The organism is Nocardioides mesophilus (genome assembly GCF_014395785.1).
Lineage (GTDB): Bacteria > Actinomycetota > Actinomycetes > Propionibacteriales > Nocardioidaceae > Nocardioides_B > Nocardioides_B mesophilus.
In genome coordinates this window covers 3,956,779-3,982,717 of the sequence record NZ_CP060713.1, presented here as the reverse complement: position 1 = coordinate 3,982,717, position 25,939 = coordinate 3,956,779, and the positions used below count along the sequence as shown (strand labels likewise).

Here is a 25,939-nt window from a genome sequence, read left to right as displayed (position 1 = left end):
GGGCGGGTGGTGAACCCGCCCCCATCGGGGTGACTCAGATGATCCTGAGCGGTGCTCTCGAGACGTACGTCACTTGGTGATGTACATGCGGGCCAGGGTGGGCATTCCGCGAACGTTGTCGTTCGCCATGCCGCCGACCTTCGAGCCGTGGATCATCGCGACGCCGCCGTAACCGGTGACGACCGCGGGGTACTGCTCGGTCTCCATCATCTGGTCGAAGTCGCCCCAGGCCTTGGTGGCCTCCTCAGGGGAGAGGTCGTCCAGGATGTGGTTCTGGAGCTTGTCGAACTTGGCCACCTTGAAGTTGGCCGGGTTCGGCATGCCCTCGAGGCCGACCAGGTCGCCGGACCACTGGGCCGGGAACCAGGAGCCGCCCGACGGCCAGTCCGAGCACCAGCCGCTGGAGCGGACGTTGATCGGGCTGTTGTAGTCGGTCCGGTCGGTGCGGATCGTCTCGGTGCTCGAGGCGATCGGGGTGGCCTTGAAGCCACCCTCCTCGAGACCCTTGACGATGGCGTCCTTCGCGGCGATCGACTGGTCGTCGTCGGTGGCGTAGAGGAACTTGATCTCGAAGCCCTCGGCGCCGGCCTCCTTCAGCAGGGCCTTCGACTTCTCCGGGTCGGTCGTCTGACCGTCCTGGCCGTCGAGGGCCTGGTAGTCCTTGCGACCGGCGGTGCCGGGCGGCAGGATCGCGGTGCCCGGGACGCGCGTGATGCCGACGAGCTCACCGGCGGCCTTCCACGCGTTCTGGTAGGGGTAGGCCCAGCCCAGCGCCTGACGGACCTTGAGGTCCTTGATCTTCGTCATGTCGATGAACCACATGAACGTGCACGGCTGCGTGCCGGTCACGAGACGGTCCTTCTCCTGCGAGATCTGCCGGTAGGACGCCGCGGTCACGTTGTCGTAGGTGAGCGTGGTCTGCGCCGAGCCCGTGTCGTTGATGATCACGTTCTCGAGCTTGGCGGTGTCCTGGGCGAACTTGAAGTCCCACCCGTCGACGGCCTGGATCCGGCCGGCGTCGGTGTTGGGGTCCCACTGGTCGTTCTTCTCCAGGGTCAGGCTCGAGCCCGCCTTGTAGTCGGAGAACTTGTACGGACCGGTCGCCAGCGGGTGCTGGCCGTAGGTCTGCGGGTTGTCCTTCGCCTCGGGGATCGCGGTGAACGCGGGGAACGAGGCGTAGTAGTCCATGTCGGAGAACGGACGACGCATCTTGATGGTGATGTCGTTGCCGCTGACCGAGACGCCGGCGTAGTCGCCCTTGTCGGAGAACGGACCCTTGTACTTGTCACCGTCGAGGAAGAAGGTGGTCTGGTACGTCGGGCCGTCCGGCAGCTCGGCGATCGCGAAGGACCGCTTGATCGCGTACGCGACGTCCTCTGCCTTGACGTCGGTGCCGTCCTCGTACTTCAGGCCGTCACGCAGCGTGAAGGTCCACTCGGTGTTGTCCTCGTTGGGACGGCCGAGGTCGGTGGCCATGTCCGGGATCAGCTGCATGTCCTGGGTGTCCTCGTTGTACGCGTACTGCGTCAGCGAGCGGGTGACCAGGTCGGACAGGATCGCGGTCGAGTCCGTGTAGTAGGCCTGCGTCGGGTCCAGGGTGCTCGGCGCGACCGAGGTCAGCACGGTCAGCCGGCCACCCTCGGAGGCGTCGTCCGGCACGGCGACCGGGGCCTCCGCGTCGGGGTTCTTGAAGGAGCCGGCGTTGCCGCCCTCCTTGAACGTCGGGTCGTCCGTGGCGTTCTTGCTGTCGGTGCTGCTGCTGCCACCACCACAGGCAGCGAGCGTCATCAGTGCAGCAGTCGCGAGAGCGACGGCTGGTTTCTTCATGCGCATCTAGGTGTACCCACCTCTCTTGGCTGGTCGATGCATCCCACCGGTGTGGATTTCACCGGCGAGTCTTGGGGTCGAAGGCGTCGCGCACGGCGTCGCCTAGGAGGTTGAGCGCGACCACGAGGAGGAAGACCCCCAGGACGGGCGCGTACAGGTAAAGCGGATAGGTGTTGAAGAAGGGGACGGCCTTGTCGATCGTCTGGCCCCAGGACGGCTTGCCGACCGCTCCGATGCCCAGGAACGCCAGCCCGGCCTCAGCGGTCACGAACGCCGGCAGCCCCAGCGAGATCGACACGATGATCGGCGCGATCAGGTTCGGCAGCAGCTCCTTGAAGAGGATGCGCCGGGTCGGCACGCCGATCACACGGGCGGCCTGGATGAACTCACGCTCACGCAGCGAGAGCACCTCACCGCGCACCAGCCGGGCCAGCAGCATCCACCCGAAGAGGGACAGCACCAGCAGGAGGGAGACGAACTGCCAGTTCTCGAGCTGCTGCGGCTTGTTGCCGAAGCGGGTCACGATGATCGGGGAGATCGCCAGGGCGACGATGAGGAAGGGCAACGACAAGAAGACGTCGATGAGGAAGTTGACCACCTTGTCGACCCAGCCCCGGCTGAAGCCGGCGACGAGGCCGATCGCCACGCCGATGAACGTGGCCGCCAGGGTGGAGACCGTCGCGACGATCAGCGAGGTCCGCGCCCCGTAGAACCACTCCGCCAGGTTGTCGTCGCCGCTGTTCGGCGCCAGGCCCAACGGGGCCTCCCACGTGAAGCCGTGGTCCGGCGGGCCGATGAGCGGGAAGTTGAACTGGTCCAGGTCCTTGGAGGGCGAACCGGCGTCCACCTCGACACCGAACATCTTGGTGAGCAGCGGCGCGAAGATGGCGATCAGGGCGAACAGGATCACGACGGCCAGGCAGATCATGGCGATCTTGTCCTGCTTGAGCCGCGCGACCGCGATCTGGATCGGGGACCGGCCGGCGATCTCCTGACGGACGAGGGTCGGCTCCTGCTCGGTGATGTCCGACTCGGGCATCTCCGTGGGCTGAATCCCCATGCTCACCTTTCTGGTCGAGGCTGGCTGCAAACGGTCGCTGCGTGGTGCCTGGTAAGGCACGTCACAGTTTCGGACCGTCCGAGCCGATGTGACTGTAAACGACGGTTGGCGTCAGTTTGGGTCACAGTCGGTAACGAATTGGTACCGGCTGTTCCCGGGCGGTCCGCAAACCCTCAGGGCTGGGACTTCTGGGGCTTCTCCGGGACGGCGTCCACGCCTGCCTCCTTGCGCTGCGCAGGGGTGATCGGCGCAGGCGCCGCGGTGAGCGGGTCGTAGCCGCCGCCGGTCTTCGGGAAGGCGATGACGTCGCGGATCGAGTCCGTGCCGCTCAGCAGCGCGCAGATCCGGTCCCACCCGAACGCGATGCCGCCGTGCGGCGGCGCGCCGAACTTGAAGGCGTCGAGGAGGAAGCCGAACTTCTCCTGCGCCTCGGCCTCGCCGAGACCCATGACCGCGAAGACCCGCTTCTGGATGTCCTCGCGGTGGATACGGATGGACCCGCCACCGATCTCGTTGCCGTTGCAGACGATGTCGTAGGCATAGGCCAGCGCCGAGCCGGGGTCGGTGTCGAAGGTGTCCATCGACTCGGGCTTCGGCGAGGTGAACGCGTGGTGGACCGCGGTCCAGGCACCGCTGCCCACCGCGACGTCACCGGCCGCGGTGGCGTCGCCGGCAGGCTCGAACAGCGGCGCGTCGACCACCCACAGGAAGCTCCAGGCCGACTCGTCGAGCAGCCCGGTGCGGCGACCGATCTCGAGACGCGCGGCACCGAGCAGGGCCCGCGCCGACTTCGCGGGGCCGGCGGCGAAGAAGATGCAGTCCCCCGGCTTCGCCCCGACGTGGTCCGCGATGCCCTCGCGCTCCTTGTCGGTGAGGTTCTTCGCGACCGGCCCGCCGAGCTCGCCGTCCTCGCCCACCAGGACGTAGGCGAGACCCTTGTGCCCGCGCTGCTTGGCGAAGTCCTGCCAGGCGTCGAGCTGCTTGCGCGGCTGGGACGCTCCACCCGGCATGACGACGGCACCGACGTACGGCGCCTGGAAGACGCGGAACGTGGTCTCGGAGAAGAAGTCGGTGCACTCGACCAGCTCCTGGCCCATCCGCAGGTCGGGCTTGTCACTGCCGTAGCGCGCCATCGCCTCGGCGTAGGTCATCCGGGGAAGCGGCGTGGGGACGTCGTAGCCGACGAGCCGCCACAGCGCGGCCAGGACCCGCTCGCCGACCGCGATGACGTCGTCCTGGTCGACGAAGCTCATCTCGACGTCGAGCTGGGTGAACTCCGGCTGCCGGTCGGCCCGGAAGTCCTCGTCGCGGTAGCAGCGGGCGATCTGGTAGTAGCGCTCGAGGCCGCCGACCATCAGCAGCTGCTTGAACAGCTGCGGGCTCTGCGGAAGGGCGTACCAGCTGCCGGGCTGCAGGCGGGCCGGCACCAGGAAGTCGCGGGCCCCCTCGGGGGTGCTGCGGGTCAGGGTGGGCGTCTCGACCTCCACGAACCCCTCGCCGGCCAGCACCTCGCGGGCGGCCCGGTTGACCTCCGAGCGCAGCCGGATGGCCGCGGCCGGGCCGGACCGGCGCAGGTCGAGGTAGCGGTGCGCCAGCCGGACCTCCTCCCCCACCTCGACGTGCTCGTCGATCGGGAACGGCAGCGGGGCGCTCGCGCTCAGCACCTCGACGTCGGTCGCGATCACCTCCACTTCGCCGGTCGGCAGGTTCGGGTTCTGGTTGCCCTCCGGCCGCGCCGAGACCTCGCCGGTGACCTTGAGGCAGTACTCCGCACGCAGGTGGTGGGCGACCTCCTCGTCACGGATGACGACCTGGACGACGCCCGAGGCCTCACGCAGGTCGATGAAGGCGACGCCGCCGTGGTCGCGCCGGCGGGCGACCCAGCCGGCGAGGGTGACGGTCTGTCCGACGTGCTCGGCGCGCAGGCTGCCTGCGTCATGGGTGCGGATCACGAGAGCTGCTCCTTGAGGGTGTGCTCGAGACGATCGAGCGGGACGGCGATCTGCTCGCCGGTGGACATGGTCTTGACCTGGGCCTCTCCGGCCTCGATATCTCGGTCGCCGAGGACGACGGTCAGCCGGGCGCCGGAGCGGTCGGCGCCCTTCATCGCACCCTTGAGGCCGCGGCCACCGAAGGCCATGTCGACGCGGACGCCGGAGCGTCGCAGCGCGGCGGCGATCAGGGCGGCCCGGTGCCGGGCCCGGTCGCCGAGCGGTACGACGTACACGTCGACCCGTGCCGGGTCCGCGACCGTCAGACCCTCGACCTGGCAGGCGAGATAGGTGCGGTCGACGCCGAGCCCGAAGCCGATGCCCGACAGCTCCTGGCCGCCGAGCTCGGCCATCAGCCCGTCGTAGCGACCGCCGCCGCCGATCCCCGACTGGGACCCGAGCCCGTCGTGGACGAACTCGAAGGTGGTGCGCGTGTAGTAGTCGAGGCCGCGCACCATCCGGCCGTTGACCACGTAGCCGACCTCGAGCGCGTCGAGCAGCTCGCGGACCGCGGTGAAGTGCGCCGCGCACTCGTCGCAGAGGTGGTCCAGCATCAGCGGGGCCCCGGCGGTCAGCGCCCGCACCTCGGGACGCTTGTCGTCGAGCACGCGGAGCGGGTTGATCCTGGCCCGCTCGCGGGTCGCCTCGTCGAGGTCGAGCCCGGACAGGAAGTCGACCAGCAGCTCGCGGTAGCCGGGCCGGCACGCGGCGCAGCCCAGCGAGGTCAGCTCGAGGCGGTAGCCGGTCAGGCCCAGCGCCCGGAAGCCATCGTCGGCGATCGCGATCACCTCGGCGTCCAGCGCGGGGTCGTCGCTGCCGATGGCCTCCACACCGACCTGCTGCAGCTGGCGGTAGCGACCGTGCTGGGGTCGTTCGGCGCGGAAGAACGGCCCGGCGTACCACAGCTTCACGGGCAGCTGGCCGTGGTCGAGGCCGTGCTCGATCACCGAGCGCATCACGCCGGCGGTGCCCTCGGGCCGCAGGGTCAGCGAACGGTTGCCACGGTCGGTGAAGGTGTACATCTCCTTGCTGACCACGTCGGTGGACTCCCCCACCCCGCGGACGAAGAGGCTGGTCTCCTCGAAGACCGGCAGCTCGACGTAGCCGTAGCCGGCGTGCACCGCGGGAGCGGTCAGCGCGTCCCGCACGGCGAGGAAGGCCGCGGAGTCCGGCGGGAGGTACTCGGGGACGCCCTTCGGGGCGACGATCTTGTCGTTCATGCTCACAGCCCTCGTCGGGGGTGGAACCGGGGCTCCGTCGGCGTCGCCGCCGGTGTCCAGCTCCAGGAGGTAAGGGTTGGTGGCGCGCTCGCGGCCGATGCTGGTCTGCTCGCCGTGACCGGGCAGCACCACCACGTCGTCGCGCAGCGGCAGCACCCGCTCGCGCAGGCTGCGCAGCATCGTGGCGTGGTCACCGCCGGGCAGGTCGGTGCGGCCGATCGAGCCGGCGAACAGCAGGTCTCCGCTGAACATCACCTCCGAGACCCCTTGCTCACCGTACGGCGTCCGGAAGGTCACCGAGCCGGGGGTGTGACCGGGCGTGTGGTCGACGACGAGCTCGAGGCCCGCCAGCTCCAGGGACTGCCGGTCGGCCAGCTCCGCCACCTCGTCCGGCTCGGCGATCTCGTAGCTGCCGCCGAGCAGCATCCCGGCCGACTCCGGCGACAGGCCGGCCATCGGGTCGGTGAGCAGGTGCCGGTCCGCGGGGTGGATCCAGGCGGTCGCGTCGTAGCTGCCGGCCACCGGGGCCACGCACCACATGTGGTCGACGTGACCGTGCGTGACCAGGACCGCCACCGGCTTGAGGTGATGCTCGCGCACGACGTCGGCGACTCCGGAGGCGGCGTCCTTCCCCGGGTCCACGACGACGCACTCGGCGCCCGGTCCCGTCGAGACGACGTAGCAGTTCGTGCCCCACGGGCCGGCGGGGAAGCCAGCGATCAGCACGGGATCAGCGCTCCTGGAAGGTCAGGCAGTCGGACAGCGGACCGACGCAGCCTACCGACGGGCGTTACCGGGTCGTGTCATGCCCCCGGGGCGGTATCCGTGACCCGGAGGGTCGTGCACCTTAGACTCCCTGCGTGGCCACGAAGAGGAAGCGGCGGAGCCAGCTCGCACGTGAGAGCGCCCGTCGCAGGTCCGAGCGGCTCGCCGCCCGGGAAGCACGGCGGCGCAGGACACGCACGCTGCTCGCCGCCGTCGCCGTGGTCGCGGCCCTGACAGCGCTGGTCCTGTGGATCGCGCTCCACGACGGGAACGGCACCGGAGCCGCCGCGGCGTCCCCGGACTACGATGCCGGTCCTGCCAACTCGTCCACGACCCGATCGAGGTAGCACGGTGAGCACCCCCGAGTCCGACCAGACCGCAGCCGAGGCGGAGGCCGCACCCGCGCCCACGCCGCCCGTGCCGCCCGTGCCACCCGTGCCCGGCCCGACACCCGTGCCGACCCCCCGGCCGGGCGCGATGGCTGCCGCGGCGTCGCCCGCGGTCGTCGCCGCACCCGAGGCAGACGAGCCCGGCGAGACCGGCGAGACCGGCGAGGTGTGGGGGCGCGTGGCAGAGGACGGCACCGTCTACGTACGCACCGCCGACGGCGAGCGGTCGGTCGGGCAGATGCCGGACGCCACCGCCGAGGAGGCCCTGGCGTTCTTCACCAAGCGCTACGACGACCTCGCCTTCGAGGTGGACCTGCTCGAGAAGCGCGTGCGCGCAGGGGCGCTCGCGCCCGACGAGGCCGCCGCCTCGGTCAAGAAGGTGCACGGCACCCTGCAGGACGCCCAGGCGGTCGGTGACCTCGCCGGACTGGAGGCCCGGCTGGACCAGCTGTCGGTGACGATCACCCGGCAGCGGGAGAAGAAGAAGGCCGAGCGCGCCAAGAAGCTCGAGCGCGCCCGCGGCGAGAAGGAGCGGATCGCCGGGGAGGCCGAGAAGCTCGCCGAGAGCGAGGACTGGCGCAACGGCGCCAACCGGCTCCGCGACCTGCTCGAGGAGTGGAAGGCCCTGCCGCGGCTCGACAAGGCCGTCGACGACGCGCTGTGGCGACGCTTCTCGACCGCCCGGACGACGTACACCCGTCGGCGGAAGTCCCACTTCGGGGAGCTCAACGAGAAGCGCGACAGCGCCCGCAGCGTCAAGGAGCAGCTGGTCGTCGAGGCCGAGAAGCTGGCCGACTCCACCGAGTGGGGTCCGACCGCGGGCCGGTACCGCGACCTGATGCGGCAGTGGAAGGCGGCCGGTCCGGCACCGCGGGCGCTCGACGAGCAGCTGTGGAGACGCTTCCGTGCTGCGCAGGACGCCTTCTTCGGGGCACGCGACGCCGCCAACACCGAGCTCGACCGCGAGTTCGCGGCCAACGCTGCGGCCAAGGAGGAGATCCTGGCCGAGGCGGAGAAGCTCCTGCCGGTGACGGACCTGCGAGCCGCCAAGGAGGCGTTCCGGGACCTCGCCGACCGCTGGGACGCCGCGGGCAAGGTCCCCCGCGACCGGATCAAGGAGCTCGAGGGCCGGATGCGGACCGTCGAGCAGGCGATCCGCGGCGTCGAGGACGACCAGTGGCGCCGCTCCAACCCGGAGGCCCGCGCCCGTGCGGCCGACACCGTCGCCCAGCTCGAGGCCTCGATCGCCGACCTGGAGACCAAGCGCGAGAAGGCGGCCGCCGCAGGCAACAGCGCCAAGGAGGCCGAGCACGCGAGCGCGCTGGAGGCCCGGCGGTCGTGGCTGACGGAGGCGCAGCGCGCACTCGACGACTTCTCCTGAGAGGTCCGCTCGTCGGTCAGCCGGTCACTGGGTGACCCGGTAGGCGTCGAAGACGCCGTCGACGGAACGGACCGCCTTGAGCACGTGGCCGAGGTGCTTGGGGTCGGCCATCTCGAAGGTGAAGCGGCTCTTGGCGACGCGGTCACGCGTCGTGGCCAAGGACGCCGCCAGGATGTTCACGTGAACGTCGGAGAGCACCTTGGTGATGTCCGAGAGCAGGCGGGCCCGGTCGAGGGCCTCGACCTGGATGTTCACCAGGAACATCGACTGCGCCGTCGGCGCCCAGTCCACCTCGACGAGCCGCTCCGGCTGCGAGGTCAGGCTCTTGGCGTTGGTGCAGTCGGCCCGGTGCACCGAGACCCCGGCGCCGCGGGTCACGAACCCCAGGATCGCGTCCCCGGGGACGGGCGTGCAGCACTTGGCGAGCTTGACCCAGACGTCGGAGATGCCCTTGACGATGACCCCGGCGTCGCCGCCGGCCGCCTGCGACCGGCCCCGCCGTGCGGTGATCGTGACGCCCTCGGCGAGATCCTCCGACGCGCCCTCCTCGCCGCCGAAGAGGTCGATGACGCGCCGGACCACCGTCTGGGCGCCGAGGTTGCCCTCGCCGACCGCGGCGTAGAGCGACGACACGTCCGGGAGCCGTAGCTCGGTCGCGACCGTGGAGAGCGTCTCGTGGGTCAGGAGCCGCTTGAGCGGCTGCCCCTCCTTGCGCATCAGGCGGGCGATCTGGTCCTTGCCGTGCTCGATGGCCTCCTCGCGGCGCTCCTTGGTGAACCACTGCCGGATCTTGTTGCGGGCACGCGGCGACTTGACGAAGCCCAGCCAGTCGCGGCTCGGGCCGGCGTTCGGGGCCTTGGAGGTGAACACCTCGACGACGTCGCCGTTCTCCAGCGTCGACTCCAGCGGCACCAGCCGCCCGTTGACCCGCGCGCCGATGGTGCGGTGGCCGACCTCGGTGTGGATGGCGTAGGCGAAGTCCACGGAGGTCGAGCCGGTGGGCAGCGCGATGACGTCGCCGCGCGGCGTGAAGACATAGACCTCGGCGGAGTTGATCTCGAAGCGGAGCGACTCCAGGAACTCCCCCGGATCCTCGGTCTCCTGCTGCCAGTCGAGCAGCTGGCGGACCCAGGCCATGTCGGCGTTCCCGGACTCGGCGAGCGAGCGGTCGGTGGCCGCGCCGGCGCCGGCGGTGGCGCCCATGTTCTCCTTGTACTTCCAGTGCGCGGCGACGCCGTACTCGGCGCGGCGGTGCATGCTGTAGGTCCGGATCTGGAGCTCCACCGGCTTGCCCTGCAGACCGATCACCGTCGTGTGCAGCGACTGGTACATGTTGAACTTCGGCATCGCCACGAAGTCCTTGAACCGGCCCGGCACCGGGTTCCACCGGTTGTGCAGCACGCCGAGGACGGCGTAGCAGTCCCGGTCGCTCTCCACGAGGATCCGGATGCCGACGAGGTCGTAGATGTCGGAGAACTCCCGGCCCCGGACGATCATCTTCTGGTAGATCGAGTAGTAGTGCTTGGGCCGGCCGGTCACGGTGGCCTTGATCTTCGCGTCACGGAGGTCGTGCTCGACCTGCGCGATCACCTGCGCGAGGAACTGGTCGCGGGAGGGGGCCCGGTCCGCCACCAGCCGGACGATCTCGTCGTACATCTTCGGGTGCAGCGTGGCGAACGCGAGGTCCTCGAGCTCCCACTTGAGGGTGTTCATGCCCAGCCGGTGGGCCAGCGGCGCGAAGATGTCCAGCGTCTCGCGGGCCTTGCGCTCCTGGGTCTCCTGCTTGAGGTAGCGCAGCGTGCGCATGTTGTGCAGCCGGTCGGCGAGCTTGATGACCAGCACCCGGATGTCCCGGCTCATCGCGACGATCATCTTGCGGATCGTCTCGGCCTGCGCCGAGTCGCCGTACTTCACCTTGTCGAGCTTGGTGACGCCGTCGACGAGCACCGCCACCTCGTCGCCGAAGTCCGCGCGCAGCTGGTCCAGGGTGTACGGCGTGTCCTCGACGGTGTCGTGCAGCAGGGCTGCCACGAGCGTCGGCTCGGTCATGCCGATGTCGGCCAGGATCGTCGCGACGGCCAGCGGATGGGTGATGTAGGGATCACCGCTCTTGCGGGTCTGCGGCGCATGCATCCGCTCGGCGACCAGGTAGGCACGCTCGAGCAGGGCCAGGTCGGCCTTCGGGTGGTTCGCACGGACCGCCCGGAAGAGCGGCTCGAGCACCGGGTTGCCGGCCTGGGTCTTGGTGGCCATCCGCGCCAGCCGGGCACGCATCCGCCGCCCCGCGGGGGCGGTCTCCGGGGCCGACGCCGGGCTCGGCGCGACGGCCTCGGTGTGCGGGGGCAGCACCTCGGGGAGGTCAGCCACACGCTCGTCGGCCATGACTACTCCCGTCCTCGAGATCCCAAAGGGTAAGTCTAGACGGCCCCCGCAATCAGAGCGTGGTCAGTGCATGCAACGGCAGCCCGGTCAGCACGTCACGGCCGTTGAGGAAGCCGAGCTCCATCAGGACCGAGAGGCCGATGACCTCGGCCCCACAGGCCTCCACGACCTTCTGGGTGGCCTGCGCCGTGCCGCCGGTGGCGAGCACGTCGTCCACCAGGAGCACCCGGTCGCCCTCCTCGAAGGCGTCCTGGTGCACCTCGAGGGTGGCCTCGCCGTACTCCAGGGCGTAGGAGACCGCGTGGGTCGGACCGGGCAGCTTGCCGGACTTGCGCACCGGGACGAAGCCGGCGCCGAGCGCCAGCGCGACCGGTGCGGCGAGGATGAACCCGCGCGCCTCCATGCCGACCACCTTGTCGACCGCGGCCGCGCCGCTGGCGTCGCGCCCGGGCGCCGCGAGCGCCTCGATGACGGCCGAGAAGCCTTCGTGGTCGGCCAGCAGCGGGGTGATGTCCTTGAAGACGACACCCGGCTGCGGGAAGTCGGGGACGTCGCGGATCAGCGTGGCGAGCAGCTCGTCGAGCCCGCGGACCTTCATCGCTTGCCTCGTTGGGAACGCGGCTTGCGCTGCGGCTGGGCCCGCTTGGCCGACGCCGACGGGCTCACCGCGCGCGAGGCGGGCCGCTCACCGGCGGTGGACCGCGGGGCCCGGACCGGACGGGCCGGCGGCGCCGGCTCGGCGTCGTCGACCTGCGGCTCGACGCCGCCGCGGGGGGCCGCGGTGCGGGCCCCCGAGCCCGGCTCGTCGTAGACCGGCATGTCCTCGGTGAACGCCGGCACGTCCGCGAAGCGGTCGGCCTGCTTGGCGTTGTGGTGCCGGATCGCCCGGGCGTCGCCGGCCCTGACCCCGGGCTCGCGCTCCTTGAGCTGCACGACCAGCGGCGTGGCGATGAAGATCGACGAGTACAGACCGGCCGCCATCCCGACGAACAGGGCGAGCGCCAGGTCCTTCAGGGCGCCGGAGCCGAGCGTGAAGACGCCGACGTAGAGCAGCGCTCCGACCGGCAGCAGCGCCACGATCGAGGTGTTGATCGACCGGACCAGGGTCTGGTTGATGGCCAGGTTGGCCGCCTCGCGGTAGGTCTTCCGGGTCCGCGCCAGGTTGTGGGTGTTCTCGCGCACCTTGTCGAACACCACGACGGTGTCGTAGAGCGAGAAGCCAAGGATCGTCAGCACACCGGTGACCGTGGCCGGCGTGACCTCGAACCCGGACAGCGCGTAGACGCCGACGGTGATGATCACGTCGTGGAAGAGCGCGACCAGGCCACCCACCGACATCTTCCACTCGCGGAAGTAGGCCCAGATGAACAGGACCACCAGGACGAGGAACACTCCCAGCCCCAGCAGCGCCCGGTCGGCCACCTGTTGACCCCAGGTGGCACCGATCGCCTGCTCGCTGAGGTCGTCCGCCTTCACCCCGGCGGTCTCCCGGATGACCTGCTCGAGCTGGGCCGCCTGGTCGTTGGTCAGCGGCTCGGTCTGCACCCGGATGTTCGTGTCGCCGGAGGTGTTCACCACCGGCGAGGAGGCGGCGTCGATGCCGGAGCTCGCCACCGCGTCGCGGATCTTCTCGACGTTCTGCTGGTTCGCCTGGCCCGAGGGCATCGACACGCGGTACTCCGTGCCGCCCTCGAACTCGATGCCGAGGTTGAGCCCCTTGAAGAGCAGCCCGGCCAGCGCGATCGCGATGATCACGGCGGAGATGGAGTACCACAGCACGCGACGGCCGACGAAGTCGATCGAGACGCTGCCGTCGTACAGCTGCTGACCCAGGCGTGACATCTTGCTCATCAGGCTTTACCCCCTGCGACGGACGGGCGGCGACCGCCGGAGATGCGGTCGATGCCGATCGCCTCCGGGGAGAGCCCGGACATCTTGTGGCCGGTGTTGAAGAACGGGAACCGGGCCAGCCAGGTGACCATCGGCTTGGTGAACATGAAGAACACCGCGAGGTCGATGACCGTGCTGATGCCCAGCGCGAATGCGAAGCCCTTCACCACGCCGATGGCGAAGATGTAGAGCACCACCGCTGCCAGCAGCGAGACCGTGTCGGCGGCCAGGCAGGTGTTCCGGGCCCGGACCCAGCCGGACTCCACCGCCACCCGCATCGACTTGCCGTCCCGCATCTCGTCGCGGATCCGCTCGAAGTAGACGATGAACGAGTCCGCGGTGATGCCGACACCGACGATCAGTCCGGCGATGCCCGGCAGCGTCAGGGTGAAGTTGACCGCCTGGCTCATCGCCAGCACCACGCCGTAGGTGATGACGCCGGCGACCGCCAGCGAGGCGACGACCACCAGGCCGAGTCCGCGGTAGTAGAACAGGCAGTAGATGATCACGAGCAGCAGCCCGATCGCACCCGCCCAGAGGCCGGCGCTGAGCTGGTCGGCGGCGAGCGTCGGCCCCTCCTCGCTGACCACGGGGACGGTGAAGGTCAGCGGCAGCGCGCCGTACTTGAGGCTGTTCGCGAGGGTCTGCGCCTCGGTCTGGGAGAAGTCGCCGCGGATGACCGCCTGCCCGTTGGGGATCGGCTGGTCCACGACGGGGGCGCTGATGACCGTGCCGTCGAGGACGATCGCGAACTGCTTCTGCTGCCCGGTCAGCGGGCTGGTCGCGTTGGCGATCTGACGCGTCACGTCCGCGAAGGTGGTGCGGCCCTCGCTGTTGAAGCTGAGGTCGACCACCCAGGTGAACTCGTTCTGGGGGATGCCGGCCTCGGCGCGGGTCAGCTGGGTGCCCTCGATCACCGACGCCGAGAGGAGGTACTTCATCCCGGCGGAGTCACAGGTGACGAGCGGCTGGTCCTTGCGGTCGACGACCGGCGGCACCGGCTTGCCCGGCTCGGGGCACGTGAACGCCGCGAACTTCTTCAGCCACTCCTCCCCCGGGTTGTCCATCCACTGCAGCGGCTGGTCGACCGGGGCGCCCTTCTGGCTGGGCGCGTTCGCGCTGGGGGCGGCACTGGGCAGCGCGCTGGGCGCCGCGCTCGGCGCCGGGGTGGCCGTAGCGCCCTTGTTCTTCTTCTTCTGGTCCGCGGCGAGCAGGCCACCGGAGATGGCGCGACCCTTGGGGGAGGCGGAGGGGGCGGTGGAGGGAGCGGTCGCCTTCTCACCGGTGCCGCTGGCCTTGGCGGACGGCGAGCCGGAGGCCCCCGAGGCCGACGGGCTCGGCGACGCCGAGGGCTGCTGGCTCGGCCGGCCCGGCGCCATCGCGGCGACCAGGCGGAAGCGCAGCTGCGCGGTCTGCTTCACCGAGTCCACGAGGTCCTTGCGGGTCTTGCCCGGGATCTCGACGACGATGTTGCGGCTGCCCTGCACGGCGACCTCGGCCTCGGCGACGCCTTGGCCGTTGACGCGCTGGTCGATGATGTCGCGGGCCTCGGCGAGCTTCTCCGGGGTGATCGCGTCACCGGTCGCGGTGCTCGCCTCGAGCGTGATCCGGGTGCCGCCTTGCAGGTCCAGGCCGAGCTTCGGCTTCCACACGCCACCGATCGCCACGCCGCCGTACAGCGCTGCGATCAGCAACGCGAAGACGATGAGCCTGCGCCCGGGACGGGACGCTTTTTTCGCCACTGCTACTCGCTCCTCCAGGTCCGGACCGTCGGCCCGGACACGTTTACTGGTCCTGCTGCTCGGGACTGGTCGGGTACTCCGGCGGTGCCGGCTCGAGCACGCGTACGACGGCCTGTCGGGCCACCTTCACCTGCGTGCCCGGGGCTATCTCCAGCTGCAGGGTCTCCTCGTCCAACGAGGCAACGCGTCCATAGATCCCCGAGCCGAGCATGACCTCCGAGCCGATGGCGATGCCCGCCTGCGTCGCCGCGAGCTTCTGCTGCTGACGGCGCGCGGGGCGAGCCACCAGGAACCAGAAGACCACCACGATCAGGACGAACGGGAGAAGGGACTCCCAACCAGACACGAGCGACTCCTAGCTAGGGGTATTGCGGGCATGGCACGACACCCGAGGGTGGCCGACGGTCGAGTGTAACGGCCGCGGTCCGGCAGCCCGGAGGAAGCCCGGAGCCGGCAGGTCACGGTTCGGTGAACAACCCCGGATCGGTCGCGAAGGGCGACCCTGCAGGCGCACGGAGGCCCAGGTGCTCCCACGCGGCCGGAGTGGCGACGCGGCCGCGAGAGGTGCGTGCCAGGAACCCGGACCGGACGAGGAACGGCTCGGCCACCTCCTCGACGGTCTCCCGCTCCTCCCCCACGGCCACCGCCAGGGTGCTGAGGCCGACCGGTCCGCCGCCGAAGCGGCGGCACAAGGCGTCGATGACCGCACGGTCCAGCCGGTCGAGACCGAGCCGGTCCACCTCGTAGAGGTCGAGCGCGCGGTGGGCGATGTCGAGGCTGACCACCCCGTCGGCGCGGACCTGGGCGTAGTCACGGACCCGGCGCAGCAGCCGGTTGGCGATCCGGGGCGTGCCACGCGAGCGCGACGCGATCTCCGCGGCGCCGTCATCGGTGAGCTCGACCCCCAGCAGACCCGCGGAGCGGCGCACGATCAGGTCGAGCTCGGCGGGCTCGTAGAACTCCAGGTGCGCGGTGAAGCCGAAGCGGTCGCGCAGCGGACCCGGCAGCAGCCCGGCCCGGGTGGTGGCGCCGACCAGTGTGAACGGGGGGATCTCCAGCGGGATCGCGGTGGCACCGGGCCCCTTGCCGATCACCACGTCGACCCGGAAGTCCTCCATGGCCATGTAGAGCATCTCCTCGGCCGGCCGGGACATCCGGTGGATCTCGTCGACGAACAGCACGTCGTTGTCGTTCATGCCCGACAAGATGGCCGCCAGGTCGCCGGCGTGCGTGATCGCCGGACCGGAGGTCAACCGCAGGGGGCTGCCCATCTCGGCGGCGATGATCATCGCGAGGGTGGTCTTGCCGAGGCCCGGCGGCCCGGAGAGCAGCACGTGGTCGGGGGCGCGGTCCCTGCCCAGCGCGGCCTGCAGGACCAGGGACAGCTGCTCGCGCACGCGGTCCTGGCCGATGACGTCGTCGAGTCGACGCGGTCGCAGGGCCGCCTCGACGGCGCGCTCGTCACCCTCCGCCTCGGCCGCCACGACCGCCCGGCTCTCGACGTACTCCAGCTCGGCGGCACTCAGGTCGTTCTCCCCCGGCAGCCCGGACAGCCCCGGCACCCCGGCCTCACCGCGCTCGTGGCGCATCCGGCTCATGCCCGGCTCAGCGTCCGCAGGGCCGCCCGGAGCAGAGCGGCGACGTCCGGCTCGGCGCCGCCGTCACGAGCGGCCTGCGCCTCGGGCGCGACCGCCTCGACGGCCTTGTCGGCCTCCCTGGTCGACCAGCCGAGCCCGACCAGACCGCCGTGCACCTGCTCTCGCCAGGCGGCGTCCCGGGCATGGGCCGGCGCGGCCGCGCCGGTCGAGCCGGTGGGCGGCCCGATGCGGTCCTTGAGCTCGAGAATGATCCGCTGGGCACCCTTCTGGCCGATCCCGGGCACGGTGGTCAGCGTCTTGACGTCCTCGGTGGTCACCGCCCGACGCAGCTGGTCGGGTGAGTGGACGGCGAGCATGGCCTGCGCCAGCTTGGGCCCCACGCCGCTGGCGGTCTGGAGCAGCTCGAAGACGGACTTCTCGTCGTCGTCGAGGAACCCGAACAGCGTCAGCGACTCCTCGCGCACGACCATGCTGGTGGGGAGCTGCGCCCGGTGCCCGATCCGCAACGTGGCCAGGGTGTTCGGCGCGCACTGGAGCTCGAGCCCCACGCCGCCCACCTCGAGCACCACCGAGGCGAGGCCCACCGAGGCGACCGTGCCGTTGACGAAGGCGATCATGGCGTTCTCCTCCCCGCGGCGGCGACCGCGGCGTCGATGCGCGCCTGGGCCCCTCCGCGCCAGATGTGACAGATGGCCAGGGCCAGGGCGTCGGCGGCGTCGGCCGGCTTGGGCGGGGCGTCGAGCCGCAGCAACCGAGCGACCATCGCGCCCACCTGGGCCTTGTCGGCACGGCCGTTGCCGCTCACGGCCGCCTTGACCTCGCTGGGGGTGTGCAGGGCGACCGGGATGCCCCGGCGGGCGGCGGCCACGAGGGCCAGACCACTGGCCTGCGCGGTGCCCATCACCGTGCTGACGTCGGAGCGGGCGAAGACCCGCTCGACGGCGACCGCGTCGGGTTCGTACTCCTCGATCCAGGCGTTGATGCCCTTCTCGATCGTCACCAGGCGGATCGCCACCGGCACCGAGGCGGAGGTGCGCAGCACATTGACGTCGACGAGCCGCAGCGGCCGGCCGACGTCGCCCTCGACGACGCCCATGCCGCACCGGGTGAGGCCGGGGTCGATGCCGAGCACCCGCATGCCGCCTCCTCGTCGCGCCCGCTCCTCGAACGTCTGTTCGCACGCAACGGTAGACGACCGCACCCCCGGCCGACGGGACGACACACCTGCGAGGAGCGGTCCGGTGACCGGAACCGCTCAGGCCTCGACGGCCTCCATGACCTCGTCGCTGACGTCGAAGTTGCCGAAGACGTTCTGCACGTCGTCGAGGTCCTCGAGCGCGTCGACGAGGCGCATCACTGCCCCGGCGGCCTTGGGGTCCTCGAGCTCGACGTTCATCGACGGCACGAACGACGCCTCGGCGGAGTCGTAGTCCAGGCCGGCCGCCTGCAGGGCGGTGCGGACGGCGACCAGGTCGGTGGCCTCGCTGATCACCTCGAACGCCTCCCCGAGGTCGTTCACCTCCTCGGCGCCCGCCTCCAGGGTGGCCTCGAGCACGTCGTCCTCGGAGACCTCACGCGACTCCTGCGACGTCGGGACCACCACGACGCCCTTGCGGTTGAACATGTAGGAGACCGAGCCGGGGTCGGCCATCGAGCCGCCGTTGCGGGTCATGGCCGTGCGCACCTCCATGGCGGCGCGGTTCTTGTTGTCGGTGAGGCACTCGATGAGGAAGGCCACGCCGTTGGGGCCGTAGCCCTCGTACATGATGGTCTGGTAGTCCGCACCGCCGGCCTCGGCGCCGGAGCCACGCTTGACCGCCCGGTCGATGTTGTCGTTGGGGACCGAGGACTTCTTGGCCTTCTGGATCGCGTCGTAGAGCGTCGGGTTGCCGGCGGGGTCGCCGCCACCCATCCGCGCCGCCACCTCGATGTTCTTGATCAGCTTGGCGAACATCTTGCCGCGCCGCGCGTCGATGACGGCCTTCTTGTGCTTGGTGGTCGCCCATTTGGAGTGGCCAGACATCGGTGGTGCCCCTACTTCCGCTCGTGGTCCTCGGGTCCTGCTGCCCGCACCGTTTCACGGACCAGGTCCACGAACAACGCGTGGATCCGGTGGTCCCCGGTGATCTCGGGATGGAATGACGTGGCCAGCAGGTGTCCCTGCCGGACGGCGACGATCCTACCGACCGCCTCGGGGCGATTGCCGGCGGCGATCCGCGCGACCACCTCGACCGAGGCGCCGATCTTCTCCACCCACGGCGCGCGGATGAACAGGGCGTGGAACCGGTCGGCCAGGCCGTCCACGTCGAGGTCGGCCTCGAAGGAGTCGACCTGGCGTCCGAAGGCGTTGCGGCGGACCACGACGTCGAGACCCCCGAAGGTCTCCTGGTCGGGGACCCCGTTCTCGACGTGCTCGGCCAGCATGATCATCCCGGCGCAGGTGCCGAAGGCCGGCAGGCCCTGCCGCAACGCGGTGCGCAGCGGGTCGAGCAGGCCGAAGGTCCGGGCCAGCTTGGAGATCGTGGTCGACTCCCCGCCGGGCAGCACGATCCCGTCGAGCCCGGCGAGCTCCTCGGGCCGGCGGACCGCGACGGTGGCGGCACCGGCGCGCTCCAGCATCGCGCGATGCTCGCGCACGTCGCCCTGCAGGGCGAGCACTCCGATCGTCGGTCTCTCCACCACTCAATCGTAGGCGCGGTCTGCGCCGCTCTCCGCGGTTGCCCCCGGTTCGAGACCCCTACCAGCCGCGCTCGGCGAGGCGGTGCGGCTGCGGGATCTCCTCGACGTTGATCCCGACCATCGCCTCGCCCAGGCCCCGCGAGACCTTGGCGAGCACGTCCGGGTCGTCGAAGAAGGTGGTCGCCTTCACGATCGCCTCGGCGCGCTGGGCGGGATTGCCGGACTTGAAGATGCCGGAGCCGACGAACACGCCGTCCGCGCCCAGCTGCATCATCATCGCCGCGTCGGCGGGCGTCGCGATGCCACCGGCGGTGAACAGCACGACCGGCAGCTTGCCGGCGGCCGCGACCTCCGCGACCAGGTGGTAGGGCGCCTGCAGCTCCTTGGCGGCGACGTACAGCTCGTCGGGCGACATCGACTGCAGCCGGCGGATCTCACCGCGGATCGTACGCATGTGGGTGACCGCGTTCGAGACGTCGCCGGTGCCCGCCTCGCCCTTGGAGCGGATCATCGCCGCGCCCTCGGTCAGCCGGCGCAGCGCCTCGCCCAGGTTGGTCGCCCCGCACACGAACGGCACCGTGAAGGCCCACTTGTCGATGTGGTTGGTGTAGTCGGCCGGGGTCAGCACCTCGGACTCGTCGATGTAGTCGACGCCCAGGCTCTGGAGCACCTGCGCCTCCACGAAGTGGCCGATCCGCGCCTTGGCCATCACCGGGATCGACACCGTCTCGATGATCGAGTCGATCATGTCCGGGTCGCTCATCCGGGAGACCCCGCCCTGGGCGCGGATGTCGGCGGGCACGCGCTCGAGCGCCATCACCGCGACGGCGCCGGCGTCCTCGGCGATCCTGGCCTGCTCGGCGGTGACCACGTCCATGATCACGCCCCCCTTGAGCATCTCGGCCATGCCGCGCTTCACCCCGGCGGTCCCGGTGGCTGCCGCGTCCGGTCGGGCGGCGGTGGTGTCGGGCGTCTGCGCTTCGGTGGTGCTGTCGGTCACGATGGCCTTCTCGTCATGGGTCGTACGGGTGGCGGACGGCGTGCTGCCGCCCGGTTCCAGGGGATGCCACCAGCGTAGACGGTGGCTGCGGACCGAACGAACCGGTTCAGTCCGCCGGAATCAGTCAGCGACCAGCGCCCGGGGAGGTACGTCGTCCAGGTCGACGCTGTGCACCGGGCCGGCCCGGCCGGAGAGCCGCAGCCAACGCACCCGGCGTCGCGACCTCAGCGCCCGCGCGGAGACCACCACGTCGTTGTGGAAGCGGCGGGCCAGCTCGAGCTTGCGGCAGGCGACGGCGAGCTCGGCGAGCAGCGGCTCCACCGCGGGGTCCTCGCGCAGGGAGGCGACCTCCCGCTCGTCGGCCAGCACCGCGCGCAACGACTGGGAGAGGTCGGACTCGGCGGCTTCGTACTCCTCGGCGGGCGCCGCCCGGGCGCGGGCGGCGGCGTCGAGCAGCAGCAGCGACCGGACCGGGTCCAGCGTGCCGGAGGTGGCCAGCTCCAGCGCAGTGGCCGAGCGCCGCAGCCGCTGGCTCTCCAGGGAGGCGCGCGCCACGTCGATGCGGTGGTGCATCCGGTCCAGCCGCTGCGCGGTCCAGCTCAGCCAGAGGCCGGTCACCAGCACCAGCAGCGCCAGCAGGACGACCAGGACCTCCTCGATCACCGGTCAGCCTCCGTCACCGTCTCGTAGACCTGCAGGATCCGGTCGGCCACGCTCGACCAGTCGTAGCGCCGGGCGCCGACCCGGGCGGCCGCGGTCAGCGTGGCGCGGCGGTCCGGGTCGTCGAGCAGGTCGCCGAGCCGTCGGGCCAGGTCGTCGACGTCCTCGGAGCGGAACAGCTCGCCGTACCGGCCGCCCTCGAGCACGCGGGCGAACGCCGGCAGGTCACTGGCGAGCACCGCCGTTCCGGCGGCCATCGCCTCGATCAGCACGATCCCGAAGCTCTCCCCGCCGGTGTTGGGCGCCACGTAGACGTCGGCGGTCCGCAGCGCGGAGGCCTTGTCCGCGTCCGGGACGGGACCCAGGAGGTCGACCCGGGCCCGCACCTCCGGCGGGAACAGCCCGCCCGCCGCGGCGGTGTCGCCGCCACCGACGACAAGCAGCCGCAGCCCCGGCCGGTCCCGGGCCAGCCGGGTGAACGCCTCGGCGGCCAGCGGGAAACCCTTGCGGGGCTCGTCGATCCGGCCGACGAAGGCCACCGTGCCCTGGCTGCCGCGCCAGTCCGGCCGTTGCGCCGCCCGCTCGTAGGCGTCGACGTAGATGCCGTTCGGGATCACCACCGGCTCGCCGCCGACGTGGTTGACCAGCATCTCGCGGGCCAGCTCGGACACGGCGATCCGGGCGGCCACCTTCTCCATCGAGGGCCGCAGGATCGCTGCCGAGGCCGACATGGCCCGGGACCGGACGTTGGAGGTGTGGAAGGTGGCCACCACCGGGCACTCGGCCGCCCACAACGCCAGCAGCGAGATGCTCGGGGTTGCCGGCTCGTGCAGGTGCAGCACGTCGAAGTCGCCCTCCTTGAGCCACCGGCGGACCCGGGCGGCGACGACCGGCCCGAAGGAGACCCGCGCCACGGACCCGTTGTAGGGCACCGGCACGGCGCGGCCGGCGCGGACGACGTACGCCGGAAGGTCGGTCTCGTCGGTGGGGGCCAGCACGGACACGTGGTGCCCGCGGGCCAGCAACGCCTCCGCGAGGTCCTTCACGTGGTTCTGGACCCCGCCGGGGGTGTCGAGGGAGTACGGACAGACGATGCCGATCCTCACCGTCGCTCCTGCGGCGAGAGATGCTCGACGAAGACGCGCTGCATCATGTGCCAGTCCTGCGGATCAGCGTGGATCCCGGCGCTGAAGGCGTCGGCCACTCCTTGCATCATGTGCGCGACGCCGTCGGGACCGCTACGGTGCGGGACCGGCTCGTGGAAGGTGATCTGCAGGCACTCCCCCCGGTAGGCCAGGGTCGCCGGCACCAGCGGCGCGCCGGTGGCGCGGGCCAGCATCGCCGGGCCGCGCGGCATCCGGGCCGGCGCTCCGCACAGGTCGACCTCGACCCCGGTGCGGGACAGGTCGCGGTCCGAGAGCAGGCAGACCAGCCGGCCGGCCCGGAGCCGGCTGACCAGCGGGCCGAACACCGGCTGCTCACCGGTCAGCGACAGGATCTCCATGCCCAGCGAGGCCCGGTAGGCGACGAACTCGTCGTAGAGCCGCTCCGGCTTCAGCCGTTCGGCCACCGTGGTCAGCGGCATGCCGGTGCCGCACGCCCAGGCCCCGGCCCAGTCCCAGTTGGCCATGTGCGGCAGCGCCACGACCACGCCCTGGCCGGCCTGTTGCGGCGCCCGCAGGTGGTGCTCGTCGACGACGACGGTCCGCCGCACCAGCTCCTGCGGCGTCCAGGTGGGCAGCCGGAAGGCCTCGCACCAGTAGCGCAGGTAGGAGCCGACGCCCTCCCGGGTCAGGGCCTCCAGCGCCTCGGGGTCCAGCTCGGGGCACACCAGGCGCAGGTTCTCCCGCAGCCGCCGTACGCCGGAGCCGTCGCGACGGTGGATCTGCTCGCCGATCCGGGCGAACACCTTGCGGGCGACCGGCTCCGGCAGCCGGCGCACCAGGCGCCAGCCGGCGACGTAGCCGGTGGCCGCTCCCTGGTCGACGACGGCAGCGCGCGCCCGGGCCAGCCCCCCTTGCCGCCCTGTCATCAGAGGGCCGCGGTCGCCTGACGACGGACCAGCAGGATCCGCTGGACGACCGTGACCGTGGAGGCCGCCGCGAGCAGCCACAACGTGATCGGGATCAGCACCGGGAGGTCGAAGATGTCGGAGAGGCCGGTCATGGCCAGGATCGCCACCAGCCGGTCCGCCCGCTCGGCGATGCCGCCCTTGGCCTGCATCCCCAGCGACTCCGCGCGGGCCCGGGCGTAGGAGGTCACCGAGCCCATCACCAGGCAGTAGAGCGCGAGCACGGCGAACGTGTCCGACTCCCCGGGCCCCATGTAGTAGAGGACGAGACCGGCGAAGATGGCGGCGTCGCCGAGCCGGTCCAGGGTGGAGTCGAGGAACGCCCCCCACTTCGAGGAGGTACCCGAGAGCCGCGCCATGTGGCCGTCCAGCAGGTCGCTGAAGACGAAGACGGTGATGAACAGCACGCCGCCCAGCAGCTGCCCGCGCGGGAAGAACCAGAGCGCGCCGGCCGCCACCCCGAGGGTGCCGACCACCGTCACCGCGTCCGGGCTGACCCCCAGACGCAGGAGCAGCCGGGCGAGCGGCGAGAAGACCTTGGTCCAGAAGTCACGGAATCGGTTCAGCATGGCGAGAGAAGGCTAGCCGGTGGCGATGCCGGCCCGGAGTGAGGAGGCGTCACTCCGGCCACGCGTCGGACAACAGCTTGCGGGTGTCGCTCATCAGCTGCGGCATCGCGCGGGTGCGGCCGATGATCGGCATGAAGTTCTGGTCGCCGCCCCACCTCGGCACCACGTGCTGGTGCAGGTGCGCGGCGATCCCGGCGCCCGCGACCGAGCCCTGGTTCATGCCGATGTTGAACCCGTGCGCCCCGGAGACCTGGCGCACCACCCGCATCGCCGTCTGGGTCAGCTCGGCGACCTCGACGGTCTCCTCGCGGGTGAGGTCGGTGTAGTCGGCGACGTGCCGGTAAGGGCACACCAGCAGGTGCCCGGGGCTGTAGGGGTAGAGGTTGAGCACGGCGTACGACGTCTCGCCGCGGTGCACGACCAGGCCCTCCTCGTCCGGCAGCGTGGGGATCCGGCAGAACGGGCAGTCCTCCCCCGCCTCGCCGTGCGTGGGCTTGTTGACGCCCTTGATGTACTCCATCCGGTGCGGCGTCCACAGGCGCTCGAGCTCGTCGGGCTCCCCCACCCCGTCCTGCACCCAAGCGTCCGGGCCGGTGTCGTCGGGATCGGTCATACCTGGACCCGCCGCTGGACCGCGTCCACCACCCGGGCGATCGCGTCGGAGACCGACACCCCGTTGTCCTGCTCGCCGGAGCGGTAGCGGAAGGAGACCGCGTTCTCCTCGACGTCGCGGTCGCCCGCGATGACCATGAACGGCACCTTCTGCAGCTGCGCGTTGCGGATCTTCTTCTGCATCCGGTCGTCGGACTCGTCGACCTCGACGCGGATCCCCTGGGCGCGCAGCTCCGCGGCCACCTTCTGCAGGTAGTCGTTGTGCCGCTCCGCGATCGGGATGGCGACCACCTGCACCGGAGCCAGCCAGGGCGGGAACGCGCCGGCGTAGTGCTCCACGAGCACGCCGAGGAACCGCTCGATCGAGCCGAACTTGGCGGAGTGGATCATCACCGGCTGCTGACGCGTGCCGTCGGCGGCCTGGTACTCCAGCCCGAAGCCGGCCGGCTGGTTGAAGTCGTACTGGATCGTCGACATCTGCCAGGTGCGGCCGATGGCATCCCGGGTCTGCACCGAGATCTTCGGGCCGTAGAAGGCGGCGCCGCCCGGGTCGGGCACCAGCTCCAGCCCGGTCTCCGTGGCCGCCTCCTCGAGGATCCGGGTGGCCTCGGCCCACTGCTCGTCGCTGCCGATGAACTTGTCCGACTGCGGGTCGCGGGTGGAGAGCTCGAGGTAGAAGTCGTCGAGCCCGAAGTCCTTGAGCAGGCCGAGCACGAACGACAGCAGGTGCTTGATCTCGGCGGGTGCCTGCTCCGGCGTGACGTAGGAGTGCGAGTCGTCCTGGGTCATCCCCCGGACCCGGGTCAGCCCGTGGACCACCCCGGACTTCTCGTAGCGGTAGACCGAGCCGAACTCGAAGAACCGCAGCGGCAGCTCGCGGTAGGAGCGCCCGCGCGACCTGAAGATCAGGTTGTGCATCGGGCAGTTCATCGCCTTGAGGTAGTAGCTGCTGCCCTCCAGCTCCATCGGCGGGAACATGGTGTCGGCGTAGTAGGGCAGGTGCCCGGAGGTCTCGAACAGCCCCTGCTTGGAGATGTGCGGGGTGCCGACGTACTGGAAGCCCTCCTCGATGTGGCGGGCGCGGACGTAGTCCTCCATCTCCCGCTTGACCACCCCGCCCTTGGGGTGGAAGACCGGCAGTCCGGAGCCGAGCTCGTCGGGGAAGCTGAACAGGTCCAGCTCGCGCCCGAGCTTGCGGTGGTCGCGGCGCTCCGCCTCCTCGAGACGGTGCAGATAGGCCTCCAGCGCTTCCTTGGACTCCCAGGCGGTCCCGTAGATCCGCTGCAGCTGCTTGTTCTTCTCGTCGCCGCGCCAGTACGCCGCCGCCGATCGCATCAGCTTGAAGGCCGGGATGCGCTTGGTGGTGGGCAGGTGCGGACCGCGGCACAGGTCCTTCCAGGCGAGCTCTCCGCCGCGTCGCAGGTTGTCGTAGATGGTCAGCTCCCCGGCGCCCACCTCGACGTCGGCTCCTTCGGCGGCCTCACCGTCCGAGGCCCCCTTGAGCGCGATCAGCTCGAGCTTGTAGGGCTCGCCGGCGAGCTCGGTGCGCGCGTCCTCGTCGGAGACCGGCCGGCGGGCGAACTTCTGGCCCTCCTTGACGATCTTGCGCATCCGCGACTCGATCTTCTCGAGGTCCTCGGGCACGAACGGGGTCTCGACGTCGAAGTCGTAGTAGAAGCCGTTCTCGATCGGCGGGCCGATGCCGAGCTTCGCCTCGGGGAAGAGTTCCTGGACGGCCTGGGCCAGCACGTGGGCTGTCGAGTGCCGCAGGACCGCGAGACCGTCCGGCGAGTCGCTGGCGACACCTTCGACGACGTCGCCGTCCGCGAGCTCGTAGGAGAGGTCACGGAGCTGACCGCCGACGCGCGCCACGATCACCGAGGGATCGTCGCTGAAGAGCTCCCACGCCTTGGTGCCCGCGATCACGGTCCGTTCGTCCTGCTGCTCGGCGCCGACGACGACGACCCTGGTCTCGGACACGTTCGATCTCCTGTTCGGGCGGGAGGCTCGATCCTATGCCAACCGGCGTGCCGCCCGCCGCGCCGCGGTCGCGTCGACCCAGGGGCCGTCCTCAGTAGTCGGCCCACCTGCGGCGCGAATTAT

23 protein-coding genes are annotated in these 25,939 nt (G+C 70.9%); 2 read left to right on the top strand and 21 right to left on the bottom strand.

Annotation, left to right across the window (positions count from 1 at the left end; all coding sequences use genetic code 11):
• Nucleotides 1–69: 69 nt before the first annotated feature.
• From H9L09_RS18985 to hisS, 4 genes are all read right to left on the bottom strand, one after another.
• Nucleotides 70–1,827 carry an ABC transporter substrate-binding protein gene (locus H9L09_RS18985; protein ID WP_187578365.1) on the bottom strand — a complete coding sequence of 586 codons (1,758 nt, stop codon included), beginning with the start codon at nt 1,825–1,827 and terminating at the stop codon, nt 70–72.
• A gap of 58 nt (nt 1,828–1,885) precedes the next feature.
• Nucleotides 1,886–2,887, bottom strand: coding sequence for an ABC transporter permease (locus H9L09_RS18980; protein ID WP_187578364.1), 1,002 nt, complete (start codon nt 2,885–2,887; stop codon nt 1,886–1,888).
• Between the two features lie 173 nt (nt 2,888–3,060).
• On the bottom strand, nt 3,061–4,839 hold the full coding sequence (gene aspS / locus H9L09_RS18975; RefSeq protein ID WP_187578363.1) for an aspartate--tRNA ligase: 1,779 nt from the start codon (nt 4,837–4,839) through the stop codon (nt 3,061–3,063).
• Entirely contained in the window at nt 4,836–6,824 is a 1,989-nt protein-coding gene (gene hisS / locus H9L09_RS22705; protein ID WP_187578362.1) for a histidine--tRNA ligase, read from the bottom strand. The genes aspS and hisS overlap by 4 nt, the downstream gene beginning before the upstream one ends.
• A 134-nt stretch (nt 6,825–6,958) precedes the next feature.
• Between hisS and H9L09_RS18965 the strand changes: the two genes are divergently transcribed.
• Both H9L09_RS18965 and H9L09_RS18960 read left to right on the top strand, forming a co-directional pair.
• Nucleotides 6,959–7,210, top strand: coding sequence for a hypothetical protein (locus H9L09_RS18965; RefSeq protein ID WP_187578361.1), 252 nt, complete (start codon nt 6,959–6,961; stop codon nt 7,208–7,210).
• Nucleotides 7,211–7,214: 4 nt separating this feature from the next.
• Nucleotides 7,215–8,633 carry a DUF349 domain-containing protein gene (locus H9L09_RS18960; RefSeq protein ID WP_246456111.1) on the top strand — a complete coding sequence of 473 codons (1,419 nt, stop codon included), beginning with the start codon at nt 7,215–7,217 and terminating at the stop codon, nt 8,631–8,633.
• Between the two features lie 24 nt (nt 8,634–8,657).
• Here the strand turns inward: H9L09_RS18960 and H9L09_RS18955 are convergent, their stop codons facing one another.
• The 17 genes from H9L09_RS18955 to thrS all read right to left on the bottom strand — a co-directional run bounded on the left by H9L09_RS18955 (nt 8,658) and on the right by thrS (nt 25,816).
• Nucleotides 8,658–11,015, bottom strand: a complete 2,358-nt coding sequence (locus H9L09_RS18955) for a RelA/SpoT family protein (protein WP_425491698.1) — start codon at nt 11,013–11,015, stop codon at nt 8,658–8,660.
• Nucleotides 11,016–11,067: 52 nt separating this feature from the next.
• Complete coding sequence (locus H9L09_RS18950) at nt 11,068–11,613, bottom strand: adenine phosphoribosyltransferase (protein WP_187578360.1); 546 nt, start codon at nt 11,611–11,613, stop codon at nt 11,068–11,070.
• A complete protein-coding gene (gene secF, locus H9L09_RS18945) occupies nt 11,610–12,866 on the bottom strand; it encodes a protein translocase subunit SecF (RefSeq protein ID WP_187578359.1) in 1,257 nt (418 codons plus the stop codon). Before secF ends, H9L09_RS18950 begins: the two co-directional genes overlap by 4 nt.
• Nucleotides 12,866–14,647, bottom strand: a complete 1,782-nt coding sequence (gene secD / locus H9L09_RS18940) for a protein translocase subunit SecD (RefSeq protein ID WP_187578358.1) — start codon at nt 14,645–14,647, stop codon at nt 12,866–12,868. Before secD ends, secF begins: the two co-directional genes overlap by 1 nt.
• Before the next feature lie 43 nt (nt 14,648–14,690).
• Nucleotides 14,691–14,993: a preprotein translocase subunit YajC gene (yajC, locus tag H9L09_RS18935; protein ID WP_187578357.1), complete on the bottom strand. Its 303-nt coding sequence runs from the start codon at nt 14,991–14,993 to the stop codon at nt 14,691–14,693.
• Between the two features lie 112 nt (nt 14,994–15,105).
• Nucleotides 15,106–16,236: a Holliday junction branch migration DNA helicase RuvB gene (ruvB, locus tag H9L09_RS18930; RefSeq protein WP_187580994.1), complete on the bottom strand. Its 1,131-nt coding sequence runs from the start codon at nt 16,234–16,236 to the stop codon at nt 15,106–15,108.
• 5 nt (nt 16,237–16,241) lie between these two features.
• Nucleotides 16,242–16,862, bottom strand: coding sequence for a Holliday junction branch migration protein RuvA (gene ruvA, locus H9L09_RS18925; protein ID WP_187578356.1), 621 nt, complete (start codon nt 16,860–16,862; stop codon nt 16,242–16,244).
• A complete protein-coding gene (gene ruvC / locus H9L09_RS18920) occupies nt 16,859–17,383 on the bottom strand; it encodes a crossover junction endodeoxyribonuclease RuvC (RefSeq protein WP_187578355.1) in 525 nt (174 codons plus the stop codon). Before ruvC ends, ruvA begins: the two co-directional genes overlap by 4 nt.
• 117 nt (nt 17,384–17,500) lie before the next feature.
• Nucleotides 17,501–18,268 (bottom strand): YebC/PmpR family DNA-binding transcriptional regulator, encoded by a 768-nt coding sequence (locus H9L09_RS18915; protein WP_187578354.1) that lies wholly within the window; start codon nt 18,266–18,268, stop codon nt 17,501–17,503.
• 11 nt (nt 18,269–18,279) lie between these two features.
• Complete coding sequence (gene pdxT, locus H9L09_RS18910; protein WP_425491697.1) at nt 18,280–18,924, bottom strand: pyridoxal 5'-phosphate synthase glutaminase subunit PdxT; 645 nt, start codon at nt 18,922–18,924, stop codon at nt 18,280–18,282.
• Nucleotides 18,925–18,982: 58 nt separating this feature from the next.
• Nucleotides 18,983–19,831, bottom strand: a complete 849-nt coding sequence (gene pdxS, locus H9L09_RS18905; RefSeq protein WP_246456555.1) for a pyridoxal 5'-phosphate synthase lyase subunit PdxS — start codon at nt 19,829–19,831, stop codon at nt 18,983–18,985.
• Nucleotides 19,832–20,044: 213 nt separating this feature from the next.
• Nucleotides 20,045–20,587, bottom strand: a complete 543-nt coding sequence (locus H9L09_RS18900) for a hypothetical protein (protein ID WP_246456109.1) — start codon at nt 20,585–20,587, stop codon at nt 20,045–20,047.
• Nucleotides 20,584–21,690: a glycosyltransferase family 4 protein gene (locus H9L09_RS18895; RefSeq protein ID WP_187578351.1), complete on the bottom strand. Its 1,107-nt coding sequence runs from the start codon at nt 21,688–21,690 to the stop codon at nt 20,584–20,586. Before H9L09_RS18895 ends, H9L09_RS18900 begins: the two co-directional genes overlap by 4 nt.
• Nucleotides 21,687–22,616: a phosphatidylinositol mannoside acyltransferase gene (locus H9L09_RS18890; RefSeq protein ID WP_187578350.1), complete on the bottom strand. Its 930-nt coding sequence runs from the start codon at nt 22,614–22,616 to the stop codon at nt 21,687–21,689. The genes H9L09_RS18895 and H9L09_RS18890 overlap by 4 nt, the downstream gene beginning before the upstream one ends.
• A complete protein-coding gene (gene pgsA, locus H9L09_RS18885) occupies nt 22,616–23,224 on the bottom strand; it encodes a phosphatidylinositol phosphate synthase (RefSeq protein ID WP_187578349.1) in 609 nt (202 codons plus the stop codon). The genes H9L09_RS18890 and pgsA overlap by 1 nt, the downstream gene beginning before the upstream one ends.
• Before the next feature lie 49 nt (nt 23,225–23,273).
• The gene (locus H9L09_RS18880; protein WP_187578348.1) at nt 23,274–23,837 is read right to left on the bottom strand and encodes an HIT family protein; all 564 of its coding nucleotides are present in this window, start codon (nt 23,835–23,837) and stop codon (nt 23,274–23,276) included.
• Complete coding sequence (gene thrS, locus H9L09_RS18875; protein WP_187578347.1) at nt 23,834–25,816, bottom strand: threonine--tRNA ligase; 1,983 nt, start codon at nt 25,814–25,816, stop codon at nt 23,834–23,836. The genes H9L09_RS18880 and thrS overlap by 4 nt, the downstream gene beginning before the upstream one ends.
• Nucleotides 25,817–25,939: the final 123 nt, after the last annotated feature.

Excerpts from the sequence above, each read along its gene's own strand:
- secF (WP_187578359.1), bottom strand. The coding sequence starts at position 12,866 with ATGAGCAAGATGTCACGCCTGGGTCAGCAGCTGTACGACGGCAGCGTC.
- H9L09_RS18985 (WP_187578365.1), bottom strand. The coding sequence starts at position 1,827 with ATGAAGAAACCAGCCGTCGCTCTCGCGACTGCTGCACTGATGACGCTC.
- ruvB (WP_187580994.1), bottom strand. The coding sequence starts at position 16,236 with ATGCGCCACGAGCGCGGTGAGGCCGGGGTGCCGGGGCTGTCCGGGCTG.
- ruvA (WP_187578356.1), bottom strand. The coding sequence starts at position 16,862 with ATGATCGCCTTCGTCAACGGCACGGTCGCCTCGGTGGGCCTCGCCTCG.
- H9L09_RS18950 (WP_187578360.1), bottom strand. The coding sequence starts at position 11,613 with ATGAAGGTCCGCGGGCTCGACGAGCTGCTCGCCACGCTGATCCGCGAC.
- H9L09_RS18915 (WP_187578354.1), bottom strand. The coding sequence starts at position 18,268 with ATGTCTGGCCACTCCAAATGGGCGACCACCAAGCACAAGAAGGCCGTC.
- pdxS (WP_246456555.1), bottom strand. The coding sequence starts at position 19,831 with ATGGCCGAGATGCTCAAGGGGGGCGTGATCATGGACGTGGTCACCGCC.
- H9L09_RS18890 (WP_187578350.1), bottom strand. The coding sequence starts at position 22,616 with ATGACAGGGCGGCAAGGGGGGCTGGCCCGGGCGCGCGCTGCCGTCGTC.
- H9L09_RS18955 (WP_425491698.1), bottom strand. The coding sequence starts at position 11,015 with ATGGCCGACGAGCGTGTGGCTGACCTCCCCGAGGTGCTGCCCCCGCAC.
- H9L09_RS18980 (WP_187578364.1), bottom strand. The coding sequence starts at position 2,887 with ATGGGGATTCAGCCCACGGAGATGCCCGAGTCGGACATCACCGAGCAG.
- H9L09_RS18880 (WP_187578348.1), bottom strand. The coding sequence starts at position 23,837 with ATGACCGATCCCGACGACACCGGCCCGGACGCTTGGGTGCAGGACGGG.
- pgsA (WP_187578349.1), bottom strand. The coding sequence starts at position 23,224 with ATGCTGAACCGATTCCGTGACTTCTGGACCAAGGTCTTCTCGCCGCTC.
- ruvC (WP_187578355.1), bottom strand. The coding sequence starts at position 17,383 with ATGCGGGTGCTCGGCATCGACCCCGGCCTCACCCGGTGCGGCATGGGC.